The following is a 25,518-nucleotide window of genomic DNA, read 5'->3' as shown; positions in this document are numbered from 1 at the left end:
TGTAAAAGCTGATGAAAGCAGCGTAGTAGAGCCCACTCAACCACTGCGTCTTGCTCGACAATCCAAAAATAATTGAGAGGCTAGGACTTTTGTCCCAGCCCCCTAATTTTTAATCCCTCTTATTTTTCGCGAATGACTTCTACTTTATACCCATCCGGATCTACAACGAAATAGTAATTCGGTTGCGTTCCTGGAAGACCTTTTGGTTCCGTCACTTCATAGCCTTTAGCCTTGTGTTCAGCATTCAAACTTTCTAGATCAGGAGTACTCAAGGCAACGTGAGCATAGCCATCTCCGATGACATATGGACCATGATCATAATTGTAAGTCAATTCCAGCTCATAGTCATCTCCAGGCAAGGCCAAATAAACAATCGTGAACTTGTAGTCTGGGAAATCTTTCCGACGTTTTTCTTCAAAACCAAAAGCATCTTGGTAAAAAGCGATTGATTTTTCTAAGTTTTCCACACGAAGGCAAGTGTGCAACATTTTTGAACTCATAGGTTTTCCTCTTTTCTATCTTTTAAAGATTATGAACGATTTTTTTTACGACTTTCCGTCTTAATGGATAATTTCACTTCAAAGATAGTCCCTTTTGGTTTATTATCTTTGACTTGAATAGTCCCTTTAAAGGCTTCTACGATCTGCTTAGCGAGGGATAATCCCAAGCCAAATCCACCTTTTTGACGAGTTCTGGCCTTGTCGACCCGGTAAAAACGATCAAAGATCCGTTTCTTATCCTCATCTCGAATCCCTGGACCATTATCCAGCACTCTCAAAAGAAGATTTTTATCCTTCAATTGAACTTCAAACTGGATCTCACCATCTTCATCGGTATACTTCAAGGCATTGTCATAGAGAATGGTCATCAATTGCTTGAGGAGCGTTCGATCAGAACAAATGACTTTGTCCACCTGATTGTCTCCTCGGAAGATTTTGCCATTTTCTTCTGCAATGATCTCAAAATTCGAGAAGGTCTGATCGAAAAAGCTTGGTTCGATATCTTCCATCTCTGGCTTCAAGCCGTCATCTCTTCGGGCAATATTGAGAAGGTTGGTAGTCAAAAGCTTCATATTTCGAACTTCATCCAAGCTGGATGCAATATTCTCACTCGATTCCATAATGGTCGCTTCAGGCTTTCTAAAAAGCGTTTCGAGGCGATTTTGCAGAACTGCTAAAGGCGTCCGCAACTCATGGGAAGCATTTTCCACGAAAGCCTTTTGCTTTTGCATACTCTCAAGAAGGGGCTTGACGCTGAGACGTGCTAAGAAGAGGCTAGCGAATAAGGAGATTCCCCAGAAGCAGATCATGATGAGGGCGATTTGACTTTCGTGCTCTTCACTGGTCTGCTCTAGCTGACTGATATTGGTCATGACAACCGCATACTTGATATCACTATCACTTTCATCATCAGATAAACTCAACTCTGCCATATAGGCCCGGTAACTTTCTTTTTTCCCATAGCTATTTGTAATTTGAAGCTGGGAAACCTTGTTGAGGAGCTTTCGACCAAACGTCACCGTTTTGAAGTTTAAAAACCCATTACCGGTTGTCAAGTTTTCATATTTTTTATTGAGCAAAACAACAGTGGTATTGGATGTGACATCCCCTTTAGGTTCTGATTTATCATGATCTGGGATCATCATCTCATGATCATTATCATCTCCTTTGGTATTTGACTGTCGCTGGTCTCGATAAGCAATCGCTACAAGCGAGTAGGGATCCTGACTGAGAGTCTTGAGGTTCTCATCAACAGTTGTATAAAGACTCGAGCGCATGACCTGAATGATAATCAAGGTCATGGCCGAGAATATCAAGGTAAAGAGCCCAAAATATCGGATGAAGTAGGAAAAATCATCTTCTCCGACGGTTTTCTTAATTCTGGTTAGCATCTTTTAAGATATACCCCACACTGCGCAATGTTTGCAAGCTCTCAACGAAATCGGTACCTTTTAATTTTTTACGGATTTTTGAAACATAGACCTCAACAACAGAGATGGTCGTATCACTGTCAAAGCCCCAAAGGCGATCGAAAATCTGTGTTTTTGGAAGGATGACATTTTGGTTTTGAAGGAAGTAGACCAGAAGATCAAATTCCTTCCCAAGAAGTTCCACTTCTTTCCCATCCACATAAGTCGAATTGGTAGATAAATTGACCTTCAAATTGCCATAATTAAGGGTGTTTTCATTGACCTTTCCTGAGCGCTTCAAGAGAGCTTGAATCCGCATCTTAAGCTCTTCTAGGTAGAAAGGCTTGGTGAGGTAATCGTCTGCTCCCAGCTCAAAGCCGTGCCCCTTGTCATCCAGACTTTCTTTAGCTGTCATGATCAAAACAGGGGTTGTCACGCCTTTTTCACGCAATTCTTTCAAGACATGGAAACCGTCCTTTTCAGGAAGCATGAGGTCCAGTAAAATCAAATCATAGATCCCGCTTTCTGCTTCATAAAGACCTTCTTCTCCGTCAAAGACCTGCATGACGTCCGCAAAATCATCTAAAAAATCAAATACTGAATTTGATAAACCAAGGTCATCTTCGACCAATAGAATTTTAATCATTGTCGTATCCTCTTCTCTTTCGTGAGCGAGTCTTTCTAATCTATTCTTAACCATTATAACACGACTTGCCTTCATTTCCTATACTTTAGAACCTGGTTTTATGATCAAATTCAGCCTGCCTGAGGAAGGCTTATTCTATGAATTTGTCGTGTTTTCTTTGTTACTTTGACTATCACTCGTCTTGTTTTTATTTTTTGAATTCTTCTTGTTGGACTTTTTAGAGGAACCCTGGTTCCCTTCTTGTCCGCCAGATTGGTTCATGCCGTTATCTGGACCATTCCCTTGTGGGCCACCATTGCCTTCCTGTGGCATCTGACCAGGTCCGCCACCTTGTGGGCCGCCTTGTCCTTGGCCACCATTTTGCTGGTTTCCTTGTGAAGCATGGCCATTTTGGCTATTTTGTTGCTGATTAGATCCTTGGTTCTGACCCGTTTGGACTGGTTGAGAAAATTGTTGGTTATTGGAGGATTGAGAGGCGATGACACCGACACCAAAGCCGCTTCCAGCACCAACTAACAATCCACCAACTGCTGCCATGCCAATCCACCACTTAGGACTTCGTTTTAGGACAACCATTTTTTCTTTGGATTCTTGCGTTTCGACTACTTGTTTTGTTTCTTTTTGATTCATCTTTTTACCTTTTATCTTTTTGTACAAGCACTTGTCTTTTAAAAATTTAAAGGGAGCTCGATCCTTTAGTAAAGCGATTATACTTCAGGAGTCTTAAGCCTGCCTAAATTTTTACTTAAAAAATCCTAAAACAAGTGTGGGCTATTGACAGGTTGAGCCCCTTATTGTAGAATAGTTACCATAAAATAAATACGAGGTTAACTGTTATGAAGAAAATCTTTCCCTTAGTTCTCATCTCCATTGGAGTGGCCATGATCTCCGTCCTATCTCAATTCACCATTCCCTTTGGTCCAATTCCTTTGACCCTGCAGACACTCATGATCGGGATCATCGGGACCATCTATAAACCCAGCCATGCCTTTGTCACAGTCTGTCTCTACCTACTTTTAGGCTTCTTAGGTTTTCCAGTATTTGCCGGCGGTGCTGGTGGCGCTTCGCATTTCCTTGGTCCTACTGCTGGTTTCCTCCTCTTCTTCCCATTCCGAGCATGGATCACGTCTCTGTTCACGAGTGCTAAATCCAGCCTTGTCACTATCTTTTTGGCCAATCTCCTCAGTAGTGCTCTCCTCTTTGTGTCAGGAGCTATCGGCTTTATGCTGGTCACGCATACCGATCTCCAAAAAGCATTTACTTTGGTCGTTGCTCCCTTTATCCTTGCTGACCTCATCAAACTGGTCATCATCACGATCACCAGCAAGGCAATTTTTGCCAGCCTCAAACACCACTGGTATTTCAAATAAGATACAAAGTCCACTAAAAAATCGATACAGAAATTTCTGTATCGATTTTTTTAAATCTATTTTGTCGCAAGGATAGCGGCTTCTACTGCTGCTTTCTCCCGCTCGATAAGATCAATACGAGCTGCAATTTCTTTAATTCCCATGCTGATGTTTCGGCTGATAGCCATATCAGACAATTGTGGTTCAAAGAAGGCTTTGAATTCTGCTAAGCGCTCTGCTGTTTTGAAGGTATTGGCTGGGTAGATGACAAACTTGTCAAAGCTCATGTCTCCGCCAAGGGCTGCTTTGACCCATTCCCAATTTTCACGCGCCCAAGTCCAGGCAGATTCTTGAGTGAACTCATGATGTAAGAAGGTGAAATACCAACTCATTGCTAAGTCTTGTGGTTTCACAACATCCTTGTTCTTCCACTCTGTCAAAATCTTTTCAACTGTGTCTGCATCGGTTGTATAAGCCAGAGCTGTAGACAATTGACGCTTGAAGTTACCATCTGTCGCTTGAGCATAAGTGTTCAAGTACAAATCAGTCAATTCTTTGCTTTCATGGTGTTTGATTTGGTTAATCAAGATTTGCAAACGAATAGCGGCTGGAAGCTTGCTGATATCCTCTGCATGGGCTGCATAGATTTCACTTGCTTTAGCGCTTGCTTTGGCATCGTCTCCCTTGATCATATTTGAAATAACCAATTGACGGACCATTTCATCTTCATCGGCTTCTCCGGCTTTTGGTTCAAAACCAAGGCGTTCAAAGTTGAATTGGTTGAAGGTTACGAGCAATTTCTTATAAGCTGCTTCTACTTCAGTTCCTTCATCCACAAAGAGGCTGAGACCTTGAAGGATTGATGAAACTGCTGATACAACCAAATAAGAACTTTCTTGGGTCAATTTCTCGATAACTGGTAAGAGGCTTGCATAAGAGATGACACCACTTTCTGCCAAGAGACGGCGTTCTTGAAGGATTTGTTGCTTGCTCAAGTTATCCAAGGAAGCCATGTTGTCTACAATCGCATCCAAGAGTTCTCCTTGGTAATCGGTAATGTAGTGGGCTGTATTTTCCGTATTGAAACGAAGCGGTTCACTATTTGCAGCAGCAAGGGCAGCATAACCTGGAATTTCAAGCGTTTCTGTTTCAAGTGTATCTGGAATACCAGACCAGTTGCTGTTCAATGGCACAACCCATTGACGGCCTTGGTCTTCATGTTCCCCAATGAAGAATTGTTTTTGAGTGATCTTCAAGGTATCATTTTCCACCACTGCTGTAAGGACTGGATAACCAGGTTGTTCCAACCAAGAATCCATGAAGGCTGCTACATCACGGCCAGATGCATCACCTAGAGCATTCCAAAGGTCACGACCGATGGTATTGCCGTATTGGTGCTTTTCAAAGTAAGCTTTGAGTCCTTTACGGAAAGCATCATCCCCTAACCAGCGGCGAAGCATATGCATGAGACGGCTACCTTTAGCGTAGACGATGGCTGGGTCAAAAAGAGTATTGATTTCATCAGGGTGTTTGACTTCCACATGGACAGATTGAACCCCATCAGTTGCATCGCGTTTCAAGGCCAATGGAACACCTGTTGTTTGGAAGTCTTCAAAGATATTCCAGCTTGGTTCGATGGCATTGACAGATACATATTCCATCATGTTGGCAAAACTTTCGTTCAACCAGAGGTCATCCCACCACTTCATGGTTACCAGGTTACCAAACCATTGGTGAGCCAATTCGTGAGCAACTACAAGAGCAACTTGTTGACGGCTAACTGCAGTTGAGTTTTCATCTACGAGGAGATAGACTTCACGGTAAGTCACCAAGCCCCAGTTTTCCATGGCTCCAGCTGAGAAGTCAGGAAGCGCTACATGAAGGGATTGAGGAATTGGATACTTCACGCCATAATAGTCTTCATAAAATTCGATGACTCGTACAGCGACATCAAGAGAAAATTCTAAGTTTTTCAACGGATGGGCCTTGGTTGAATAGATACCTACGAGAGTGCCATTTTTTGTGTTGGCCGTGATCCCTTGAAGATCTCCAGCAGCAAAGGCAAGGAGGTAAGAAGACATCCGTGGAGTCGTAGCAAATTTCCAAATGCCTGTTTCTTTGCGGTTCTCCACATCGATTTCAGGCATATTTGAAAGGGCAATTTCACCTTCTTCTTGGTCAAATTTCAAAGAAAGATCAAACGTTGCTTTGGCTTCAGGCTCGTCCACACTTGGAAAGGCTTCACGCGCAAAATGGCTCTCAAACTGAGTTGAGAGGACTTCCTTCTTCACACCATCAATACTGTAGTAAGATGGGTAAATCCCTGTCATATTGTCTGTGATCTTACCAGAATAGGTCAGGGTAACTGTCACTTGACCTGTGCTTTCCAATTCAACATAAACTGCTTCATTGGCATCATCAACCGTAAATGGACGAGCTTGACCTGCTACCTCTACTGTTTCAATGGTCAAATCCTTTTGGTGAAGCGAGATCTTGTCCGCCTTGGCTTGACCTGTGATCACCACACGACCGCTAAAGGTCTTAGTTTTACGACTTAAATCCAAAAACACTTCATAATGTTCTGGAACGAATGTTTCTACAAAATGTGCAACTGCTTGCATAATTTCCTCCTTTAAATGTTTCACGCTTTTCCAATCAAAAGCCCTAATAAAACTATTTTATCACAAAGTTAAGATAAAAGAAAAGACAAGCATTAGAATGCCCGTCTGATATCGAAAAGACTCCATGATCTTACATTTCGATAATTTTACCTGTTTCGAAGTAAACCACCCATTCACAGATGTTTTTTGCATAATCTCCGATGCGTTCCAAGAAGTTGATCACTTGGAAATAATCCCGTCCGGTCACGATGGACTCTGGATTTTTCCGAATTTCTTCTGTTGCTAATTCTTGGATGCTATCGAAGTAATGGTTGATGACTTCGTCTCGTGAAGCAACTTCATAGGCCAAATCCACATCGCCTTTGAGGTAAACATCTAGTGTCGCTTCGACAAAATCTTTGACTTCACGGCCCATCTTGCTGATCTCTTCCTCAACAGATTGAATACGGACTTCCCCTTTCATGCGAATGGTTGCCTTGGCAATTGATACTGCGTGGTCACCCATCCGCTCTAAGTCAGAGACCGCTTTTAAGACAGTCATCACGACACGAAGGTCTTGTGAAACGGGCTGTTGAAGGGCAATAATCTCAAAGGATTTACGCTCTAATTTCACTTCGTAGTCGTTGATCTCCGCATCATCTTCGATGACCTGGCGGGCCAATTCACGGTCATGGGTCACGAAAGCACGGACCGTACGGTTGATCTGACTCAACACTTCATTTCCCATTGCATAAAACTGGTTATGCAACTTCTCTAAATCTTCTTCAAATTGAACTCGTAACATTTTATTTTCTTCCTATCCAAATTTACCAGAGACATAGTCTTCTGTTTCTTTCTTAGCTGGGTTCAAGAACATTTCATTGGTGTCATTGTACTCAATCAAATCCCCATCCAAGAAAAAGGCTGTTTTATCGGAAATCCGACTTGCTTGTTGCATGGAACGTGTCACCAAGAGCATGGTGTAGCGGTCTTTTAGTCCATACAAGGTTTCTTCAATCTTGCCAGCTGAAATTGGATCCAGCGCTGAAGTTGGCTCATCCAAAAGAATAATCTTTGGACTGGTCGCAAGGACCCGCGCCACACAGACCCGCTGTTGCTGACCACCAGAAAGTCCGATAGCTGAATCATGCAAGCGATCCTTGACTTCATCCCAGATGGATGCGCGTTTCAAAGAGGTTTCAACTGCTTCGTCCAAGACAGCCTTGTCCTTGACACCATTAATCATCAAGCCATAGGTCACATTATCATAAATGGACATTGGGAAAGGATTGGGCTGTTGGAAGACCATTCCGATTTCCTTACGCAATTCGACCGTATCGGTCCGTGGTCCGTAGATATTATGTCCATTGTAGAGGATGGTTCCTGTAGTGGTGACCTCATGGTTGAGGTCGCCCATGCGGTTAATGGCTTTTAAAAGGGTAGATTTCCCTGATCCTGAAGGACCAATCAAGGCTGTGATCTCCTTTGGAGCAAAGTCCAAGGAGACGCTATTTAGCGCCTTCTTTTTATTGTAATAAACCGACAAGTCCTTGACTTGCAAAATTGGTTCTGTCATTCTATTTTCCTTTTTGTTGTCATTTTACTTTATCCAAAGTGACCCGATACATAATCGTTGGTCGATTGCAATTTCGCATTTTGGAAAATATTCGAAGTCTTATCGTACTCGATGAGGTTTCCTAGGTAGAAGAAACCGGTATAATCGCTAGCACGGGCTGCTTGTTGCATGCTGTGGGTCACGATGACAATGGTATAATTCTTCTTCAACTCAAGCATGGTTTCTTCTAATTGCGCTGTTGCGATCGGATCAAGCGCTGAAGCTGGCTCATCCATGAGTAAGATATCTGGCTTCACAGAGATGGCCCGCGCGATACAGAGCCGTTGCTGTTGGCCACCTGAAAGTGTCAAGGCTGATTTATGAAGATCATCCTTGACCTGATCCCATAGAGCTGCCTGTTTCAAAGAAGTTTCGACCAATTCGTCCAAGATCTTCTTGTCTTTCACCCCAGCGCGTTCATGCGGGAAGGTGATGTTTTTATAAATCGATTTGGCAAAAGGATTGGGCCGTTGGAAAACCATCCCAATGTGCTTGCGCATTTCATAAACATTGATATCTGGACGATTAACATCGATTCCTTCATACCAAATTTCACCCGTTACACGCGCAATATCGATGGTATCATTCATCCGGTTCAAACTACGGAGGTAGGTTGATTTCCCAGATCCTGAAGGACCGATCAAGGCTGTAATCTTATTCTTTTCAAACTGCATGTCGACGCCTTTAATGGACTCGTTCGTTCCATAATAGACATGCAAATCTTTGGTCGATAGAACCACCTTTTCTTCAGGAAAAGTAATGATGTGTCTCTCATCCCAATTGTATTTTGACATTTCTTCTCCTTTAAGCAGATGTTAGTTTTTTATGGAGGTAACTTCCGAGTTTGCGAGCTCCAAAGTTAAAGATCAAGATAAAGATCAAAAGAACTGCGGCAGAACCAGCTGAGACTTCGATCGAGTCTGGAATAGTCCCTTCACTGTTGACCTTCCAGATATGGACAGCCAAGGTTTCAGCCTGACGGAAGATCGAAATCGGGCTGGTCACACTAAAGATATTCCAGTTTGACCAATCAAGGGCTGGAGCCGATTGACCTGCAGTATAGATCAAGGCAGCAGCTTCCCCAAAGATCCGTCCTGAGGCCAAGACGACCCCGGTGATAATACTTGGAAGAGCTTCTGGTACCACAACATGAATCACAGTTTCCCAGCGAGACAAGCCCAGTGCTAGACCTGCTTCGCGCTGCGTATGGTGAACGTGCTGCAAGCTATCTTCGATATTGCGGGTCATCTGTGGCAGGTTAAAGACGGTCAAGGCCAAGGCCCCTGAAATGATCGAAAATCCGTATTTGAACTGGACAACGAAGACCAGGTAACCAAAGAGACCTACAACGACAGATGGCAAAGAAGACAAGATCTCAATACAGGTACGAACCAAATTGGTCAAGCGACCTTTTTTAGCGTACTCAGAGAGGTAAATCCCAGCTCCAAGAGAAAGTGGGAAGGAAATCACCAAGGTAATGACCAAGAGGAAGAAGGAATTATACAATTGAATTCCGATCCCTCCTCCTGCTTGGTAAGAAGAAGATTTCCCAGTCAAGAAGTGCCAAGATACATGGGGCAAGCCACGGACCAAGATATAAAGGATCAATGAGGCAAGAATCGCAACGATGATCCCGGAAATAGCATACAGCACTCCTGTCGCAATTTTATCCATTCGTTTAGCGTGCATAGTTCTTCTTACCTCTTTCTTTCGTAATCAGTTTAATCACACTGTTAAAGGCAAGACTCATGAGGAGCAATACCAAGGCGAGTGACCAAAGAACATTGTTATTGACCGTACCCATGACGGTATTTCCGATTCCCATGGTCAAAATAGAGGTGAGGGTGGAAGCTGGTGTAGTGAGCGAGGTTGGTACCACTGCCGAGTTTCCGACCACCATCTGGATAGCCAAGGCTTCCCCGAAGGCACGCGCCATACCAAAGACAACCGCTGTAAAGATTCCTGAGCGGGCTGCCTTGAGCGTGACATGCCAAATGGTTTGCCAGCGTGTCGCACCCATAGCCATACTAGCTTCCCGGTAATGACGGGGCACAGCTCGGAGGCTATCGGTCGTCATAAAGGTAACAGTTGGCAGGATCATAACAAAGAGGACAAAGACCCCTGAGAGGATCCCAAAACCAGTCCCTCCAAAGAGACTACGCGTAAATGGGACGACCACTTGAAGGCCAATGAATCCGTAAACAACTGAAGGAATCCCCACTAAGAGCTCAATGGCTGGTTGCAAGAAACGAGCTCCTTTGGGGGAGACTTCTGTCATGAAAACTGCTGCACCAATGGCAAACGGCGTTGCCAAGAGGGCAGAAAGCAAGGTTACAATAAAGGAACCTAGAATCATTGGTAGGGCTCCGAATTCCTTTGCAGCAGGATTCCAAGTACTCCCAAATAGAAAACTAAAGATATTGACTTTATTGACAAAGAAAGTCGATAAACCTTTTTGGGCCACGAAAATCAAAATCATGGCAACGACGACAACAATCAAACTCATACATAAAAAAGTAATGGTTTTCCCAAATTTTTCTAGGCGGGAGTTTTTTGATTTCGTCAGCATTTTTTTTGCTACTTCGTTCATTTTTTACCTAATTCTTTTATTTTTTTGACACATTCCCTTTTAAATCACGGGTGACTTTCATGTCATTGATCGGGATATAACCCATCTTACCAACAACCTTTTGCTGAACCTCATCGGTCATCATGTAGTCAATGAATTTTTTAGACAACTCATTGGGTTTTCCTTTGGTATACATGTGTTCGTAGGACCAGATTGGCCAGTTATTGTTGACAACATTGGCTTTGGTTGGTTGATAGCCATTAAGCTTCATGGTTTTGACACTGCTATCCAAATAGGTAAAGGCTAGATAAGAGATGGCTCCTGGCGTTTGAGAAACGATGTTTTTCACCATTCCATTAGAGTCTTGCTCTTGAGCCTGCTTGGGTTGTTTGCCATCCATGATAATGGCATCAAAGACAGCTCGGCTACCAGAACCAACCGCCCGGTTCACAATCGTGATTTCAAGATCTGGACCTCCCAATTGCTTCCAGTTGGTATATTCACCCGTAAAGATCTTTCGCAATTGCTCCGTTGTCAAATTGTCGATTGAGATATTTTTATTGGCAATGATGGCTGTTCCTGCTACGGCTACCTGATGGTCGACCAGACTAGAGGCATCGATCCCAGATTTTTCCTCTGCAAAGAGGTCACTATTTCCGATGTCCACAGCGCCTGATTGAACTTGTGAAAGTCCTGTACCAGAACCTCCTCCTTGTACATTTACAATCTTACCAGGATGTTCTTCAATGTAGCGATCTACTACTCCTTCAACCAAGGGTTGTAAGGCAGTCGATCCGACAGCAGTGATGGATTCTCCGCGATTGATCCAAGAAGCACAAGCAGATAAACTTCCTGCTAATGCGATCGTCGCTAGTCCTAGGATCAGCTTTTTAGACTTTTTCAAATCATGTCTCCTTGATATTTCACTATTTCACTTATGATTTTGACAAGTTTTTTCAAAAAAACCTGTACTCCCACTATATCATAGAACGAGTTCTTTGCCCAGCATTTTACCTAAAACGAAGCCCCTTTGGATAGAAATTTTTCAGGGTCTGTCCGGTCACTTTGGCAAAGCCCAAACCATTGCCTTCGACAAGGACCTGGTACCATCCATTTGGATGCGTTTCCTTCAATTGAACCGTCTCTCCCGCCACATAATGAACAAAGTCTTCAGGCGTGATCGAAACGGTCTCTTTTACCTCACTCGGTTTCAGAGCAAGGCCCAAGGCAAAACTAGGTTCAAATCGATTTTTCTTGAAGGTCCCTAGGTGCAAACCATTTCGGGCGATTTTTACTTTTCGCAAATCTGGTAAATCAAGCGGAACCAAGTAGAGTTCGTCACCAAAGGTTTCGAGGACACCTTCTAGAGTGATCTTCAAGTGTTTCTTAGAAAACTCCTGCCACCATTTCTTTTGCTCCGCAGATAATTGGTCCTTTTTGGAAGGGATTTTGGCAGGACGATTCTCTCCTAGATAACGGAACTTAGCAACAAATTGTCCCTCCCCTTTAAAGAGATGAGGATACATGCGCGCCGTTTCTGGATGGTCAATGCCTTCTGCCATACCATTGATCTTCTCGATCGTTTCCAATTCTAGATCAAAATTATCTAAGAGCCAGGATACGATCTCTTCATTTTCCTCAGGAGCCCAGGTACAGGTTGAATAAACCAAGGAACCACCTGGAACCAACATCTTGAGAGCATCCTCTAGAATTTCTCTTTGAAGAAGACTACACTCTCGAGGATAATCGATGGACCAATAGTCCATGGCATCTGGTTGCTTACGGAACATCCCCTCACCTGAACACGGGGCGTCTAGTACAATCAGATCAAAAAAGCCTGAGAAAACTTTGGCCAGACGATCGGCAGACTCATTGGTCACCAATACATTTCGGGCACCGAAACGTTCGACATTCTCTACGAGAATTTTCGAGCGTCCCTTGTGGATTTCATTGGAGACCAAGAGTCCTTGATTGTCCAAATAAGACAAGAGTTGCGTCGTCTTACCACCAGGTGCTGCGGCCAAGTCTAGGACCTTCATCCCTGGCTTCGGCTGGGCGACTTGGGCCACTATCTGAGCTGCTGGTTCTTGTGAATAGACCAAGCCCGTTGCGTGTTCGATGGATTTCCCTGAGACCTTTCCATAATGACCCCAAGGAGTATTGGGAATCGGATCATCAAATACTTTTTGTGCTTCTTTCAAAGGATTGGTGCGAAAGGCTGCTACTGCTTCTTGATCAAAGGTCGCAAAAAAAGCAGCAGCATCCTCACCTAGAAGATGCTGGTATTTTTCTTTAAAACCATGGGGAAAATTCATTTAACTTCTCCCTTTCTTAAGATAGGTTTGAATCTCTGTTAACTTCACCTTTGGAACCATCATAATGGGTTCGACTGTCTGGTAATTAGGTTTATCCCCATTTAGATTTAGGACGGTATAGCCTAACCGTTCGCCCATGATCGCTGCGGCTGCATAGTCCCATGGCCAGATATAGCTAAAGTAAGCTAAAATCCCACCTGAGAGAATTTTTGAAAAACTAATACCGGCACTGCCATAGACCCGGATTCCTAGTGAATCCATGCCAAGATCGGCCATTCCCCAGTCATTTTTCTCAAGCATACCGACATTTGACGCAATCAAAAGGTTTTCCAGAGGCTGATCTACAAAGGGCGTCAATTCAACCTCATTGCGATAAACTGGGAATTCTCCACCCCCGAAAAAAAGGTGATCCCGCATCACATCGTAGATCAGGCCAAACCGACCGATTCCGTCTTCGAAATAGGCCACCATGACCGCAAAATCTTCCTTTTGGGTCACAAAATTATTGGTCCCATCAATGGGATCAATCACCCAAACGGATCCTTCTGAAATCGGTGAACGAAGGCCATCTTCCTCCGCAAAAATCCGATCTTCTGGGTAGCGATTTGTGATTTTTTCAACCAAATCCTTTTGAACCTGTTGGTCCATCTGGGTCACCAAATCTGTCGGCCCAGTCTTTTTTGAGATCATCAAGTCATCATGGAGATGAAGACGCAAGTAGTCTCCAGCCTCTAAAACGATTTGTTTGGCAAACTCTAATTTATTCTTCAAGAGAAAACCATCCTTCCTCTTTTTGCTTTGCAGCCTGGGTCGCACGATAGAGAGAATAACCGCTCACTTCTTCGAACTCCCGTCCGAGACGTTTTTCTTCTCCGATACTAGGCACGACCTTCTTAAAAGCGCGGTAGGCTTCCATGTATTCTTTGGCCTCTACCTTACTTTCATAGGCTTCTTCAACTTTATTGAAAAAAGAAAGCACTGAAGCAAGCTCTTCAGTGCTCCACGATAAGTCCAGTGGGTAACTATAATTTTTTTGCATTCGACATACTTCTTAGTTTATTTCTGCTCTTAGAGTGGCAGAGCGTAACTCTTGTTTTCGATAACTCCGCGGCAAGAAGGCCCGAATTTCGTCTTCGTTAAAGCCGATTTGCATGCGCTTGTTATCTAAAATAATCGGTCTCCTTAAGAGACTTGGATTTTCCTCAATCAGATGAATCAAGGCTGAGATCGATAAATCTTCAACATCAACATCCAATTTTTGAAAAATTTTTGAACGAGTTGAAATAATGTCGTCTGTTCCGTTTTCGGTCAAGGCCAATATACTTGTCAACTCCTGTTTGCTCAAAGGACTTGTCATTATATTGTGTTCTTTAAATGGAACATCGTGCTTTTTTAACCAAGCCCGAGCTTTTCGACATGATGTACAACTCGGTGATAAAAATAATGTAATCATGTGGTTCACTTCTTTTTTTATATATAACTATCTAACTCTATTATACAAAAAAATTAGGTGCTTGAAAAGCGCTTTTTTGATTTCTAGACGATTTTTCTGAATTTCAGTGGAAAAAAGAAATCCCTTTCATTTTTCCCAAGAAGAGGCCCGAAAAAAGAGGCTGGGACAAAAGTCCTAGCCTCTCTATTATTTTTGGATTGTCGAGCAAGACGCAGTGGTTGAGTGGGCTCTACTACGCTGATTTCATCAGCTTTTACAGCCCTACTCAACTGTGCGGAGGTGGGACGACGAAATCGAATTCTAACGAATTACCGATTTCTGTCCCACTCTCTTGGTCCAGTTTCGTGAAACTGCTTCATCTTCTTCTAGTTGCGCCACTAGTTGATCGATTCCATCGAATTTGACCATTTCTCGTATCTTATCCAACCAATGAATAGTCAAAGTATGACCGTAGATATCTCCTGTAAAATCAAAGAGATTGACTTCGAAACGAAGCTCTTTCCCATCAAAGGTAATATTTTTCCCGACAGAAGCCATGCCACGGTAGGTCTGCCCTTTAAAATCGACATCAACTACATAAACGCCATCTGATGGGAGATAGGTCCGGTCAATCGGCGCTAAATTGGCGGTAGGATAGCCAATGGTGCGACCACGCGCATCCCCATGCACGACGATTCCTCGACTAGATAAAGGGTGACCAAGTAGACGGGCAGCTTCTTGGACGCGTCCTTCTAGGATAGCTTGACGAATGCGGGTTGAACTAATCTTTTCCCCCTGATCCAATACAGGAGAAATGACTTCCACTTGACCATCAAAATAATCAGCTAAGTCAGAGGCCGTTTTCTTATCAGAGCCAAAACTATAATCAAATCCAGCAATTAAAACTCGGGCCCTCAAGGCTTTGACAAATTGATCAACAAATTCTTTGGCGGTTTTAGAAGCAAAATCGGTCGTAAAATCAATGAGGAAGAGCTCATCCACTCCTAGTTCGTTTAATTTTTGGAACCGATCCTCAGGACTCTGCAAATGAAGCAGTAATTCTGGTTGGTAGCGAACAAAGGCTAACTTAGGAGATTCAGGAAAGGTTAACAAAGCGACCTTCAAGCCTTTTTCATCCGCGATCTGACGCGCCTTTTTAAAGAGTTCTTGATGCCCCAGATGCAGGCCATCAAAGTAGCCCAGAACCAAAACTGTCTCATTCTCCAAATGGATCTGGTTAGCAGTAGTAATCGTACGAATATTCATGAATTTATTGTAACACACTTTCTGTTAGAAAGACTTTTCGAGGTTTGTAAAGTTCTTCTCTTTTTTCTAAAATGGCTACCAATTTTCCTTGGTAAAAAGCAGCTAACTCTTTGGAGTCACTCTCAACTGGAATAAAGCGTCCCACTTGAACTTCGCCAACCTCTTCTACTGTCAGCTCTACTTTTTCCAGATCCCCGGTGCCAATTTCAAGTGGGTGAAGGAAGCTCAAATCTCCTTGTGCTACTTTTTCAGCCACTTCTTCTAAGGTCAGGGAATCTTCCAGTGACAAACCGGCAGCACTGGTCCGTGTCAGATGAGACATATGGGCTGCATAACCCAGTTTTTGACCCAAATCCACCGACAAGGTCCGGATATAGGTGCCCTTGCTGCATTTAACCCGGAAGCGAAAACGGGCTAGTCCTTCCTCGTAGCCAATCTCACTGGTACGCGTGAATTCATAAATCGTCACCTGTCGGACAGGGCGTTCCACTTCTTCTCCTGCCCGTGCATACTCATAGAGCTTACGCCCATTGACCTTAACCGCGGAGTACATAGGCGGTACCTGCTCGATCTCTCCCACCATTTGGGCAATCATACGATCGACCTCTTCTGCATCTAAAGGCACTTCCACTGGGGTCCGCTCCACGACATCCCCGCTGGCATCCTCCGTTGTGGTAGAAAATCCCAGAGTGATTTCTCCTTCATAGACCTTGCCTTCATCTTGCATGAATTCGACCATCCGGGTCGCCTTGCCAACTGCTATTGGAAGCACTCCCACCACATCCGGATCCAGCGTTCCCCCATGGCCGATCTTCTTAGTTCCTAAGATTTTTCGCAGTTTAAATACCACATCATGTGAGGTCATGCCTGCTTCCTTTTTTACATTGATAATTCCGTCCATCTGATTTGCTCTTTCTAACTGATTGTGTGACCATCCGGTCCACCGACCCTTTATTATACCATGAAACAAGACTTCTTGTCCCTCTTTCCCCCTTCTCATGAGCTCCTAAAAAATCCCGTAGCAGATTTCAGACTTTTTAAAATGGATTTGATACAATAGAAAGCGAAAGAAGGTGTAACATATGTTAATGTATGATGTTATTGTGATTGGATTTGGTAAAGCTGGTAAAACACTCGCAGCGAAATTATCAAGCCAAGGAAAAAAAGTCGCTCTGATTGAAAAGAGCAAATCTATGTACGGTGGTACTTGTATCAATATCGCTTGTATTCCCACCAAGACCTTGATTGTTGCAGCAGAAAAAGGCTTGGATTTTGAGCAAGCCATGAATGAGAAAAATGCAGTCACTACTCGTCTCAATGGTAAGAACTACGCAACGATTGCTGGAACTGGTGTAGACATTATCGATGCGACGGCTCGTTTCGTTTCTAACAAGGTCATCGAAATTCAAGCTGGTGAGGAAAAGGAAGAATTGACAGCTGAAACCATTATTATTAATACTGGTGCTGTGCCAAATGTCCTTCCGATCCCAGGATTAGCTGAAAGTAAATTTGCCGTGGATTCAACCGGTATTCAACGTTTGGAAAACCTACCTAAACGCCTCGGTGTCCTTGGTGGTGGACCAATCGGATTGGAATTTGCCCACCTTTACAATACCTTGGGCAGCCAAGTAACGGTACTAGACGCTTCTGAAGCATTCTTGCCACGGATCGATCCAAGCATTGCAGCTCTTGCAAAAGGCTACCTTGAAGAAGATGGCATTCAATTCTTGCAAGGCGTTCATACCCAAGAAATTAAGGATGGCGAAAACAGCTTAACCCTTGTAACCGATAAAGGAAACTTCGAGTTCGATATCCTCCTCTACGCAACAGGACGTAAGCCAAATACAGCTGGTCTTGGTCTTGAGAACACAGACATCCAAGTCACTGATCGTGGAGCGATTCAAGTCAACCGTCATTTGGAAACCAGCGTCCCTGGTGTCTTTGCAGTTGGGGATGTCAATGGTGGTCCTCAATTCACCTATATGTCCCTCGATGACTTCCGCATCGTCTTCAACTACCTCACAGGCGATGGTAGCTACAATCTCGAAACACGCGGAAACTATGCGACAACACTCTTCATTGCTCCTCCTTTGGCCCAAGTCGGCTTGACCGAGCAAGAAGCACGCGACAAAGGGCTTCCAGTTGCTGTTAAAGAATTGTCAGTTGCTGCTATGCCACGCGGACACGTCAATGCAGACCTTCGAGGTGCCTTCAAAGCCGTGGTCAACCCAGAAACTAAAGAAATTCTTGGAGTGACGCTCTTTGGAGAAGCTGCAGGCGAAATCATCAACCTGATCACCATGGCGATGGACAACAAGATCCCTTATACTTACATCGCAAAACAAATCTTTACCCACCCAACCATGGCAGAAAACCTAAACGATCTCTTTGCGATTTAACTAGAATAAAAACGCTGGAATTTTTCCAGCGTTTTTTAGTTTAAGAATCCACAGACAGCCTCTTGAAATGCTTTATTTTCTTCATAAAGAGCATGCCCAGAATGCTTAAGAATGAGGAGTTGACAATCCGAAATCGCTTTTGCTAGTTCCTTGGATCCGTCCACACCAATCACATCATCTTCAAGCGCACCAAGGACAAAGGTTGGACACTGAATTTCCTTTAAGACCTCAATGCTATCGTGAGTAAGGCAAGACTGAGACTGAATGGCAATTCTATTTTCATCTTTGATTCGCCCCAAGCGACCCATGATATTATAAAGGAACCGCCACTTTTGATAGCTCTTTTGCGTATAGGAGTGCTTTGCGATATCCAGCATGAGATGCTTAAAAGTTCCAGATTGACTAAGCTTTTGCCAATGCTCAATTCGCTCTCTAGCAAGTTGACTAGGTTTTGCAGTAGTCACGGCTAAGATGAGCTTTTGAACCTTTTCAGGGAAATCCACCACCAACCATTGGGCAATCATTCCACCTTGCGAAATCCCCATAACATAAGATGTATCTAAGTTCAGCGCCTCCATTGCTTCTGCTACATCTGCTGCCATATCCCGCGTTGTATAGCCCTGTCTCAGCTCATTGATTCGAGAAAAAACATAGATTTTGTAACGTTTGGCAAGTATACGGTATGTGATTGAAAAAGGCATAGCCATACCTTTAACCGTCTGCAATCCATCCCCCAATCCTGGTATGATCACTAATGGCTGTTTACCTTTTCCAAATGTTACATAGTCCATGCTCTTTTTGTTCAAATATAAGGTTTTCCCTTTTGTTGAAGACATTACTTCGTTTTCTCTCCTATTTTATCATGTTTATTCATGTTGAGTTTTTAAATACAGAGCAAAGCCGGCAGTTACTTTTTCAAATCCAACTGCCTGATAAAACTGATGTGCAGCATTTCGTTCAGCGGTTAATCCACTATTTAGAGCCAGCGCCTTAACCCCTTCTTTTACCGCTTGTTTTTTCAATTCATCGATTAGCCTACTAGCAATTCCTTGTCGTCTTGTTTCTTTTGCAACTGACAAAGCTAAAATTCGATAGTAAGACCCATCTGCTTCAAAAAAGAAGAGCTTTGCATAACCTAAGAAACCTAAAATTACTCCGTTTCTTTCAGCTAGAAGACAGCCATAATGTGGCTGAGAAAGTATCATTTCTAAACGTCGAGACAGCTTAGAAGCGGTTGTTGGATAGCCCAAGTCTTCGTATAAAGACAGTAGGGCTTCAGCATCTTTTATGGTTGCTTTTCGTATCTGCATAGGAGCCTCCTAGTCTTCCTTCAAGGCATCAAACTTAGCCTTCATGGTTGGATTCTTCCGAGTCAATTTTTTAACGGAAACATCATCCAACTTGTTGTTAGCGAGGCGGAGTTGGTTTTCTGACGTAGTCAAGAATTTCTTGACTTCTTCCATCCGTTTGATGGCCTTGTCGATTTCATCGATAGCCTTGCCAAAGTTGACAGAAGCCGAATTGTAGTTCTTAGCAAAGGCAACTTTAAATGCATCCAGGTCTTCTTCAAAGTGGGTGATGTCAATATTTTGCTCACGGATAAGTGCTAGTTCTTGCTTGTATTTTAGAGAGTTAAGAGCCGCATTGCGTAAGAGACCAATCAACTGGATAAAGAACTGAGGACGAACGACGTACATCTTCTCATACTCGTGGCTAACATCGACAATCCCTGTGTTGAAGTAGTCATTATCTGCTTCAAGCATACTTACCAAAACAGCATACTCACAGTTCTTTTCCCGACGGTCTTTGTCTAATTCTTTGTAAAAATCAGCGTTCTTATGCTTCTTCTCAGTTCCATCTGCTTCATTTTTCATCTCAAACATGATGGAAATGAATTCCAGCCCATTTTCATCAAAGTCACGGAAGATAAAGTCCCCTTTAGACCCACGTGCAGAGACCTTGTTGTCCTTTTCAAAATAGGCATTAGGGAAGGCAAAGCTACGAACCTTGTTAAACTCACTCTCCGCATACTGCTCCAGACTTTCCCCAATGGCCTTGGTTGATTGTTGGGCCTTGAAATTCTTGTAAAACTCAACTTGCTCATTGGCCGCTTTAAGCTGGGCTTCATAGTTTTGTTTCACCGAAGTCAGAGAAAGCTCGTTTTCTTTTTCTTGTAAAAGGAGCTGATTTTTGATCTGGTCTCTTTCTTTCTCTAGGTCAGAAAGCGTCTTTTGCAGTTTGTTTTCATGCTCCAAGCGCAAGGTCGCCAGCTGATTCTCAAGTTGTTGAACTTCTTTTTCTTTCTCTAGCAGACTTTGGCTAGCGGTTTGCTCCACCTCTTTTTTGGCCAATTCTTTTTCGGTATCAAACTGTTGAATCTGGTTCTGTAACTGGGCAATTTCTTGGTCCTTCTTAGCTAACCTCTCTTGCTGCTCATTTAGGGCCTTTTGCTCTGCCAAAGCCAATTCTTGCCGAATCCGCTCATGAATTTCCTTGTCAAACTCAGCTGTCCGTACCTGTGACAAGAGCTCGCTGTATTGACTTTCATTAACTGTAAAAACTTCCCCACAGTTGGGGCACTTGATTTCGTTCATAGCCTGCCTCTTTCTCTATTCTTAGTATATTATATCATGTCACCTGTAAAATCAAAACCAGCAAACGAGGCTTGCTGGTTTTAACTGAATATTCATTTCTCTATAGAGACTTTCCTTAAGTGAGGACGGACGGTAGCGACTCCCGTTGGGATTCCATACCTTAGATTTGAGCCTTACGTCTCAAATCTACCGAGCACCAGAAACTAATGTGTTTCTGGTGCTTTTCCTCACGGCGAAAAGTCTCAATCTATTTTGCACTAGTTACAAAATATCTTTTTCAATAGTCTCATTCAGTAATAACTTAAGATTGCTGGATAGAGGTTGATTGTTTATAATCTGAAACAGTGAACTTAGCTTCCTGATCTCCACTTATTTCTTCTCAATCGGCGCGACACTGGCCAAGAGTTTCTTGAGACCCACTTCTGGGAAGTTAATCTTAAGCTCTTGGGTATTGCCACTGCCTGATACTTCAAGCACGGTTCCTTCTCCCCACTTCTTGTGAATAGCAATATCGCCAATAGACCAAGCGACGCTCTCTTTGTCACTAGAACGGTTGCTATTGCCAAAGGGGAGGCTTGATGATGTGAGGGCACTTGGAGCTGCTTGTCTCTTGCGCTCTTGAAGGGCTTGTGACAGACTCATGCCTTTTCCAAAGGTCGTTCCGCCACCATTGCTATAAGAAGCCTTAAAGCTAGTGTTGGCCGGACGCGCTAATCCTTGGTAGGTTAACAAATCTGAGCTAATTTCATTGATAAAGCGCGTCGGACGGTTGTAGCTGGTCCGCCCAAAGAGCAAACGAGAATTGGCATTGGTCAAGAAGAGAACCTTCTCTGCCCGCGTGATCCCCACGTAAGCCAAACGACGTTCTTCTTCCAACTCATCCGGATCCTCTGCCGCTCGACTAAGAGGAAAGACGTTTTCTTCCATCCCAATCAAGAAGACCACTGGGAATTCCAAACCTTTGGCCGCGTGAAGGGTCATCAAGGTGACTTCTGAGGTCTCTTGCGCTCCATCGTCTGTATCGGCAATCAAGGCTAAGTCGTTCAAGAAACGACTCAAGGTGTCCACACCTGATTCGTCTTCAACAGAATCGCCATTTTCATCAAAATTCTTGGTAACAGATAGGAACTCTTGGATATTCTCGATGCGGGCCTGACTTTCCAGATTTCCCTGATTGGTTAGGGCCGTCATATAACCTGTATTGTCAAGGACTTCTTCGACCAACTCTGTAATGGTCAGCTGGTCCAATTTTTCTCTCAAATCAAGAATGAGATTGGCAAAGTCCCAGATAGACTGAGCTGCTTTTCCTTTAATGCCAGAGAGCATGATATTGGCTGAAGCATCCAGAAGTGAGGTCCCTTGCATTTGGGCAAAATCACGAATCTTATCCACTGTACCTGGCCCGATTCCACGCTTGGGTTCATTGATAATCCGCTCAAAACTGATATTGTCACTGAGATTAGCAATCAAGTTTAAATAAGCAATAACATCTCGAATTTCCTTCCGGCTGTAGAACTTGGTGCCCCCTACCATGGTATAGGGAATATTGGACTTGAGCAGTGCTTCTTCAATGGTCCGTGACTGGGCATTGGTCCGGTAGAGAACCGCAAAATCACGATGCTTATAGCCAGCTTCGCGACTCAGCTCTTCAATGGTTTTGGCAACAAAGACCGCTTCATCCTGCTCATCATTGGCCCGGTAATAAACAATCTCTTCCCCGTCTTCATTTTGGGTCCAAAGATTCTTCGGACGGCGGTTCCGATTGTTTTTGATCACATCGTTAGCTGCTTGGAGGATGGTTTTAGTGGAGCGATAATTTTCCTCTAACAAGACGACCTTGGCATCAGGATAATCCTTCTCAAAGTCCAGGATATTCTGCATATCCGCTCCCCGCCAGCCATAAATAGACTGGTCCGCATCCCCAACAACACAGATATTTTTAAAGCGAGAAGCCAAGAGTTTGACCAATTGGTATTGGGCATGGTTGGTATCTTGGTACTCATCTACATGGATGTATTGGAACTTCTGCTGGTAATAAGTCAGTACATCTGGATGCTGATCAAAAAGACGCAAGGTCAACATGATCAAATCATCAAAGTCCACCGCTTCTGACTGACGGAGTTCCTTTTGGTAAGCCTCATAACACTTGGCGACGATCTGGGTATACATATCTCCCGCTTGGGCAGCATAGGCCACTTCATCGATCAAGTCATTTTTGGCATTGGAAATAGTTCCCAAAATGGTTCGTTCATTCCATTTCTTAGGATCTAAATTCAAGGACTTCAAGATCCGCTTCATCAAGGTCCGTTGCTCACCTGGATCGACAATGGTAAAATTGCGATTGTAGCCAATATGATCCGCATCTCGACGGAGGATACGCACACACATGGAGTGGAAGGTGGCAATCAAGCAATCTTGAGTCGCTGGGTTTAACTGATAGGCCCTCTCCTTCATCTCCCGAGCGGCTTTATTGGTAAAGGTAATGGCCAAAATATTCCAAGGATTGACCATTTTTTCATCGATCAAGTAAGCGATCCGGTGGGTCAGGACACGTGTCTTACCAGAACCAGCTCCCGCCATGATCAAAAGGGGACCTTCTGTCGTTTGGACCGCCTCTGCCTGGCGATCATTCATACCATTCAATAAAGGATTCATCTCATACTCCTCATTCATTCAATCGTTCTATTATACCACATTTTCGCCCTTTCTCCTTTTGGAAACAGTTGGCATCATTTGAATTTTGCACTCAAAAAGGCTATAATAAAGGCTTAAGAAGAACTAATATTTCCTCATTAACAACGATCCAAGTTTTTCGCTTAGGAGGAAATCTACAGAAGCCTGGAGGAGTTATCAGTGAATCAATCACAAAGTAATTTAAAACTAGCCGAACGTGGAGCCCTGATCAGTATTGTCGCCTACCTGATTCTTTCCGCAGCTAAATTAGCAACAGGACATCTCCTTCACTCCTCCAGTTTGGTCGCGGATGGTTTTAATAACTTATCCGATATTATCAGTAACGTCGCCCTTCTCATCGGCATTCGCATGGCCCGCCAGCCAGCTGACCGCGACCACCGATTTGGTCATTGGAAGATTGAAGATCTAGCTAGCCTGGTAACTTCCATCATCATGTTTTATGTGGGCTTCGATGTCCTACGAGATACCGTTCAGAAAATCCTCAGTAGGGAAACCACTGTCATTGATCCTTTAGGGGCCATTGTCGGAGTTGGATCAGCCCTTGTCATGTTTGCGGTCTATCTTTATAACCGGACTTTAGCTAAGAAAGCTCAATCCAAGGCCCTCAAGGCAGCTGCCAAAGACAACCTGTCTGACGTGGTCACTTCTTTAGGAACCTCTGTTGCGATTGGAGCTAGTACTCTTAACTATCCGATTGTGGACCAATTAGTGGCCATCGTTATTACCTTCTTTATCCTAAAAACTGCCTACGACATTTTCATTGAATCCTCCTTCAGCCTCTCCGATGGTTTTGATGAAAGTCTCCTGGATAAATACAAGGCGGCTATTCTGGAATTGCCAAAGGTCAGCCGGGTCAAATCCCAACGGGGACGGACTTACGGAAGCAACATTTACCTAGATGTCGTCATCGAAATGAATCCAGACCTCTCTGTTTATGAGAGCCATGCTATTACCGAAGAGGTCGAGCGCCTTCTCAAGGAACAGTTTGGCGTCTTTGATATCGATGTCCATGTGGAGCCAAGTTCTATCCCTGAAGATGAGATTCTGGACAATGTCCTTCTCAAATTAAAGACCTATGAGGAACGCTTGCAGGCTCAGCAGGAATACCAAACCCTCCTAGCAGACAACTTCACCCTCATCAATGAGTATGGCCAAGAAAGCCACAAAGAGGACCTGGTCCGTTTGCAGGAAGAACATCAAATTCCCTTTAAGAATTTCGAAATTGAATCTATCAGTCAAAAGACCAAATTGATTCGCTATGAGTTAAATGACCAGATCCATACCAGTCTCTGGCGGCGTCATGAACACTGGCAAAAGGTCTTTCACCAAATTACCAGTAAACAGAAAAAATAGAACCCTCTACCTCAATCTAACCAGAATAAAAAGCTACTGCAATTCTTTTTTGCAGTAGTTTTTTTGTAAGAAAAAATAGCCTTTCGGCTATTCTTCTACTTTTATAAATCCAAATTTATTGAGGGGATAGAGACGCAGATTCACGACTCCTTCGATCTGATTTTTATGGATATAACCAAACTCACGGCTATCTTCTGTATCTCCACGGTTATCATTTAAGACTAGATAAGTATCGGATGGTACACGACCAGCCTTGGTCCCTTTTAACTCTGATAAGAAGAAATCATCCGTATAATACCCATTACTCGTTGGAGCCGCCAAGTGTTTATTCAGCATTTTATTTAGGTAAGGTTCTGGTGTTGCCTGTCCATTCAAATAGAGGACGTCATCTACGTAGCTGACTTCATCGTTTTCTTTGGCAATGACACGTCCAAGGTATTCTTTTCCACCGACCTTATATAAGACCAAGTCACTGCGATCTACCTGAGCATTTCTAGTCGCTACCACAAGATCTCCAGTTTTCACAGAAGCATTGGCCATTTTATCATTGATACTAAATGGATGAAATACAAAAATTCGAAGCAAAATCAGTGCCAAAACCAGTACACCGACAATGATGACATTTCTAATTAAATCTCTTCTTGGCATGTATGTCTCCCTTCCTTTTTATTTATTATACCATGTTTTTGATCTTTAAAAAAGAGAAAGTAAGCATTAGTGAGAATTCTTGTCAACACACACCAGAAGAAAAAGAAAAACCTCGCGGTCGATCCTTTC

The 25,518-nt window shown here is 43.5% G+C and carries 25 protein-coding genes; 3 read left to right on the top strand and 22 right to left on the bottom strand.

The window, feature by feature from the left end; translation table 11 throughout:
* Window positions 1-119: 119 nt before the first annotated feature.
* The 4 genes from HMPREF2685_RS05010 to HMPREF2685_RS04995 form a co-directional block, all read right to left on the bottom strand.
* On the bottom strand, window positions 120-500 hold the full coding sequence (locus HMPREF2685_RS05010) for a lactoylglutathione lyase (RefSeq protein ID WP_070465663.1): 381 nt from the start codon (window positions 498-500) through the stop codon (window positions 120-122).
* A 29-nt stretch (window positions 501-529) separates the two neighbouring features.
* Window positions 530-1,891 (bottom strand): sensor histidine kinase, encoded by a 1,362-nt coding sequence (locus HMPREF2685_RS05005; RefSeq protein WP_049490912.1) that lies wholly within the window; start codon window positions 1,889-1,891, stop codon window positions 530-532.
* The gene (locus HMPREF2685_RS05000) at window positions 1,875-2,555 is read right to left on the bottom strand and encodes a response regulator transcription factor (RefSeq protein ID WP_037607818.1); all 681 of its coding nucleotides are present in this window, start codon (window positions 2,553-2,555) and stop codon (window positions 1,875-1,877) included. Before HMPREF2685_RS05000 ends, HMPREF2685_RS05005 begins: the two co-directional genes overlap by 17 nt.
* Window positions 2,556-2,690: 135 nt before the next feature.
* Window positions 2,691-3,185, bottom strand: a complete 495-nt coding sequence (locus HMPREF2685_RS04995; protein ID WP_070465659.1) for a hypothetical protein — start codon at window positions 3,183-3,185, stop codon at window positions 2,691-2,693.
* 206 nt (window positions 3,186-3,391) lie between these two features.
* Between HMPREF2685_RS04995 and HMPREF2685_RS04990 the strand changes: the two genes are divergently transcribed.
* Window positions 3,392-3,925 carry a biotin transporter BioY gene (locus tag HMPREF2685_RS04990; protein WP_003006609.1) on the top strand — a complete coding sequence of 178 codons (534 nt, stop codon included), beginning with the start codon at window positions 3,392-3,394 and terminating at the stop codon, window positions 3,923-3,925.
* 56 nt (window positions 3,926-3,981) lie between these two features.
* Here the strand turns inward: HMPREF2685_RS04990 and HMPREF2685_RS04985 are convergent, their stop codons facing one another.
* From HMPREF2685_RS04985 to truB, 13 genes are all read right to left on the bottom strand, one after another.
* A complete protein-coding gene (locus HMPREF2685_RS04985) occupies window positions 3,982-6,525 on the bottom strand; it encodes a M1 family metallopeptidase (RefSeq protein WP_070465656.1) in 2,544 nt (847 codons plus the stop codon).
* A 130-nt stretch (window positions 6,526-6,655) separates the two neighbouring features.
* Window positions 6,656-7,309, bottom strand: coding sequence for a phosphate signaling complex protein PhoU (gene phoU / locus HMPREF2685_RS04980; RefSeq protein WP_031577047.1), 654 nt, complete (start codon window positions 7,307-7,309; stop codon window positions 6,656-6,658).
* Between the two features lie 12 nt (window positions 7,310-7,321).
* Window positions 7,322-8,080, bottom strand: a complete 759-nt coding sequence (pstB, locus tag HMPREF2685_RS04975; protein WP_003003393.1) for a phosphate ABC transporter ATP-binding protein PstB — start codon at window positions 8,078-8,080, stop codon at window positions 7,322-7,324.
* A 29-nt stretch (window positions 8,081-8,109) separates the two neighbouring features.
* Window positions 8,110-8,913: a phosphate ABC transporter ATP-binding protein PstB gene (gene pstB / locus HMPREF2685_RS04970; RefSeq protein WP_003011874.1), complete on the bottom strand. Its 804-nt coding sequence runs from the start codon at window positions 8,911-8,913 to the stop codon at window positions 8,110-8,112.
* Window positions 8,914-8,923: 10 nt separating this feature from the next.
* Entirely contained in the window at window positions 8,924-9,808 is an 885-nt protein-coding gene (gene pstA, locus HMPREF2685_RS04965) for a phosphate ABC transporter permease PstA (protein WP_003006597.1), read from the bottom strand.
* Entirely contained in the window at window positions 9,798-10,709 is a 912-nt protein-coding gene (gene pstC, locus HMPREF2685_RS04960) for a phosphate ABC transporter permease subunit PstC (RefSeq protein ID WP_003003307.1), read from the bottom strand. Before pstC ends, pstA begins: the two co-directional genes overlap by 11 nt.
* Window positions 10,710-10,725: 16 nt before the next feature.
* Window positions 10,726-11,592, bottom strand: coding sequence for a phosphate ABC transporter substrate-binding protein PstS family protein (locus HMPREF2685_RS04955; RefSeq protein WP_049474794.1), 867 nt, complete (start codon window positions 11,590-11,592; stop codon window positions 10,726-10,728).
* 106 nt (window positions 11,593-11,698) lie between these two features.
* Window positions 11,699-13,003: an RsmF rRNA methyltransferase first C-terminal domain-containing protein gene (locus HMPREF2685_RS04950; protein ID WP_049474795.1), complete on the bottom strand. Its 1,305-nt coding sequence runs from the start codon at window positions 13,001-13,003 to the stop codon at window positions 11,699-11,701.
* Window positions 13,004-13,774 (bottom strand): inositol monophosphatase family protein, encoded by a 771-nt coding sequence (locus HMPREF2685_RS04945; RefSeq protein WP_049474796.1) that lies wholly within the window; start codon window positions 13,772-13,774, stop codon window positions 13,004-13,006.
* Window positions 13,764-14,042 (bottom strand): UPF0223 family protein, encoded by a 279-nt coding sequence (locus HMPREF2685_RS04940; protein ID WP_003003480.1) that lies wholly within the window; start codon window positions 14,040-14,042, stop codon window positions 13,764-13,766. Before HMPREF2685_RS04940 ends, HMPREF2685_RS04945 begins: the two co-directional genes overlap by 11 nt.
* A gap of 12 nt (window positions 14,043-14,054) precedes the next feature.
* A complete protein-coding gene (locus HMPREF2685_RS04935; protein ID WP_009732658.1) occupies window positions 14,055-14,456 on the bottom strand; it encodes a Spx/MgsR family RNA polymerase-binding regulatory protein in 402 nt (133 codons plus the stop codon).
* A 300-nt stretch (window positions 14,457-14,756) separates the two neighbouring features.
* Complete coding sequence (locus HMPREF2685_RS04930) at window positions 14,757-15,701, bottom strand: bifunctional riboflavin kinase/FAD synthetase (RefSeq protein WP_049522695.1); 945 nt, start codon at window positions 15,699-15,701, stop codon at window positions 14,757-14,759.
* A gap of 4 nt (window positions 15,702-15,705) precedes the next feature.
* On the bottom strand, window positions 15,706-16,602 hold the full coding sequence (truB, locus tag HMPREF2685_RS04925; RefSeq protein WP_049472264.1) for a tRNA pseudouridine(55) synthase TruB: 897 nt from the start codon (window positions 16,600-16,602) through the stop codon (window positions 15,706-15,708).
* Between the two features lie 181 nt (window positions 16,603-16,783).
* Here truB and HMPREF2685_RS04920 point away from each other — a divergent pair, with 181 nt between their 5' ends.
* The gene (locus HMPREF2685_RS04920) at window positions 16,784-18,100 is read left to right on the top strand and encodes an FAD-containing oxidoreductase (protein WP_070465654.1); all 1,317 of its coding nucleotides are present in this window, start codon (window positions 16,784-16,786) and stop codon (window positions 18,098-18,100) included.
* 35 nt (window positions 18,101-18,135) lie between these two features.
* On the opposite strand, the gene HMPREF2685_RS04915 is transcribed toward HMPREF2685_RS04920, so the two are convergent.
* The 4 genes from HMPREF2685_RS04915 to pcrA form a co-directional block, all read right to left on the bottom strand.
* Window positions 18,136-18,936, bottom strand: coding sequence for an alpha/beta fold hydrolase (locus HMPREF2685_RS04915; RefSeq protein ID WP_049474798.1), 801 nt, complete (start codon window positions 18,934-18,936; stop codon window positions 18,136-18,138).
* Window positions 18,937-18,966: 30 nt separating this feature from the next.
* The gene (locus HMPREF2685_RS04910) at window positions 18,967-19,410 is read right to left on the bottom strand and encodes a GNAT family N-acetyltransferase (RefSeq protein WP_049482313.1); all 444 of its coding nucleotides are present in this window, start codon (window positions 19,408-19,410) and stop codon (window positions 18,967-18,969) included.
* Window positions 19,411-19,419: 9 nt separating this feature from the next.
* Window positions 19,420-20,694 carry a DUF2130 domain-containing protein gene (locus HMPREF2685_RS04905; protein WP_049474800.1) on the bottom strand — a complete coding sequence of 425 codons (1,275 nt, stop codon included), beginning with the start codon at window positions 20,692-20,694 and terminating at the stop codon, window positions 19,420-19,422.
* Window positions 20,695-21,063: 369 nt separating this feature from the next.
* A complete protein-coding gene (pcrA, locus tag HMPREF2685_RS04900; RefSeq protein WP_049474801.1) occupies window positions 21,064-23,349 on the bottom strand; it encodes a DNA helicase PcrA in 2,286 nt (761 codons plus the stop codon).
* A 198-nt stretch (window positions 23,350-23,547) separates the two neighbouring features.
* Here pcrA and HMPREF2685_RS04895 point away from each other — a divergent pair, with 198 nt between their 5' ends.
* Window positions 23,548-24,741: a cation diffusion facilitator family transporter gene (locus tag HMPREF2685_RS04895; RefSeq protein WP_070465651.1), complete on the top strand. Its 1,194-nt coding sequence runs from the start codon at window positions 23,548-23,550 to the stop codon at window positions 24,739-24,741.
* An 87-nt stretch (window positions 24,742-24,828) separates the two neighbouring features.
* Here the strand turns inward: HMPREF2685_RS04895 and lepB are convergent, their stop codons facing one another.
* Entirely contained in the window at window positions 24,829-25,389 is a 561-nt protein-coding gene (gene lepB, locus HMPREF2685_RS04890; protein ID WP_003006560.1) for a signal peptidase I, read from the bottom strand.
* Between the last annotated feature and the right edge of the window lie 129 nt (window positions 25,390-25,518).

The sequence above is a fragment of the Streptococcus sp. HMSC074F05 genome (assembly GCF_001808725.1).
In the GTDB taxonomy this organism is placed as follows: Bacteria; Bacillota; Bacilli; order Lactobacillales; family Streptococcaceae; genus Streptococcus; species Streptococcus parasanguinis_I.
Note: the sequence above shows the minus strand (reverse complement) of the source record. Positions and strands in the feature narration are given on the sequence as shown.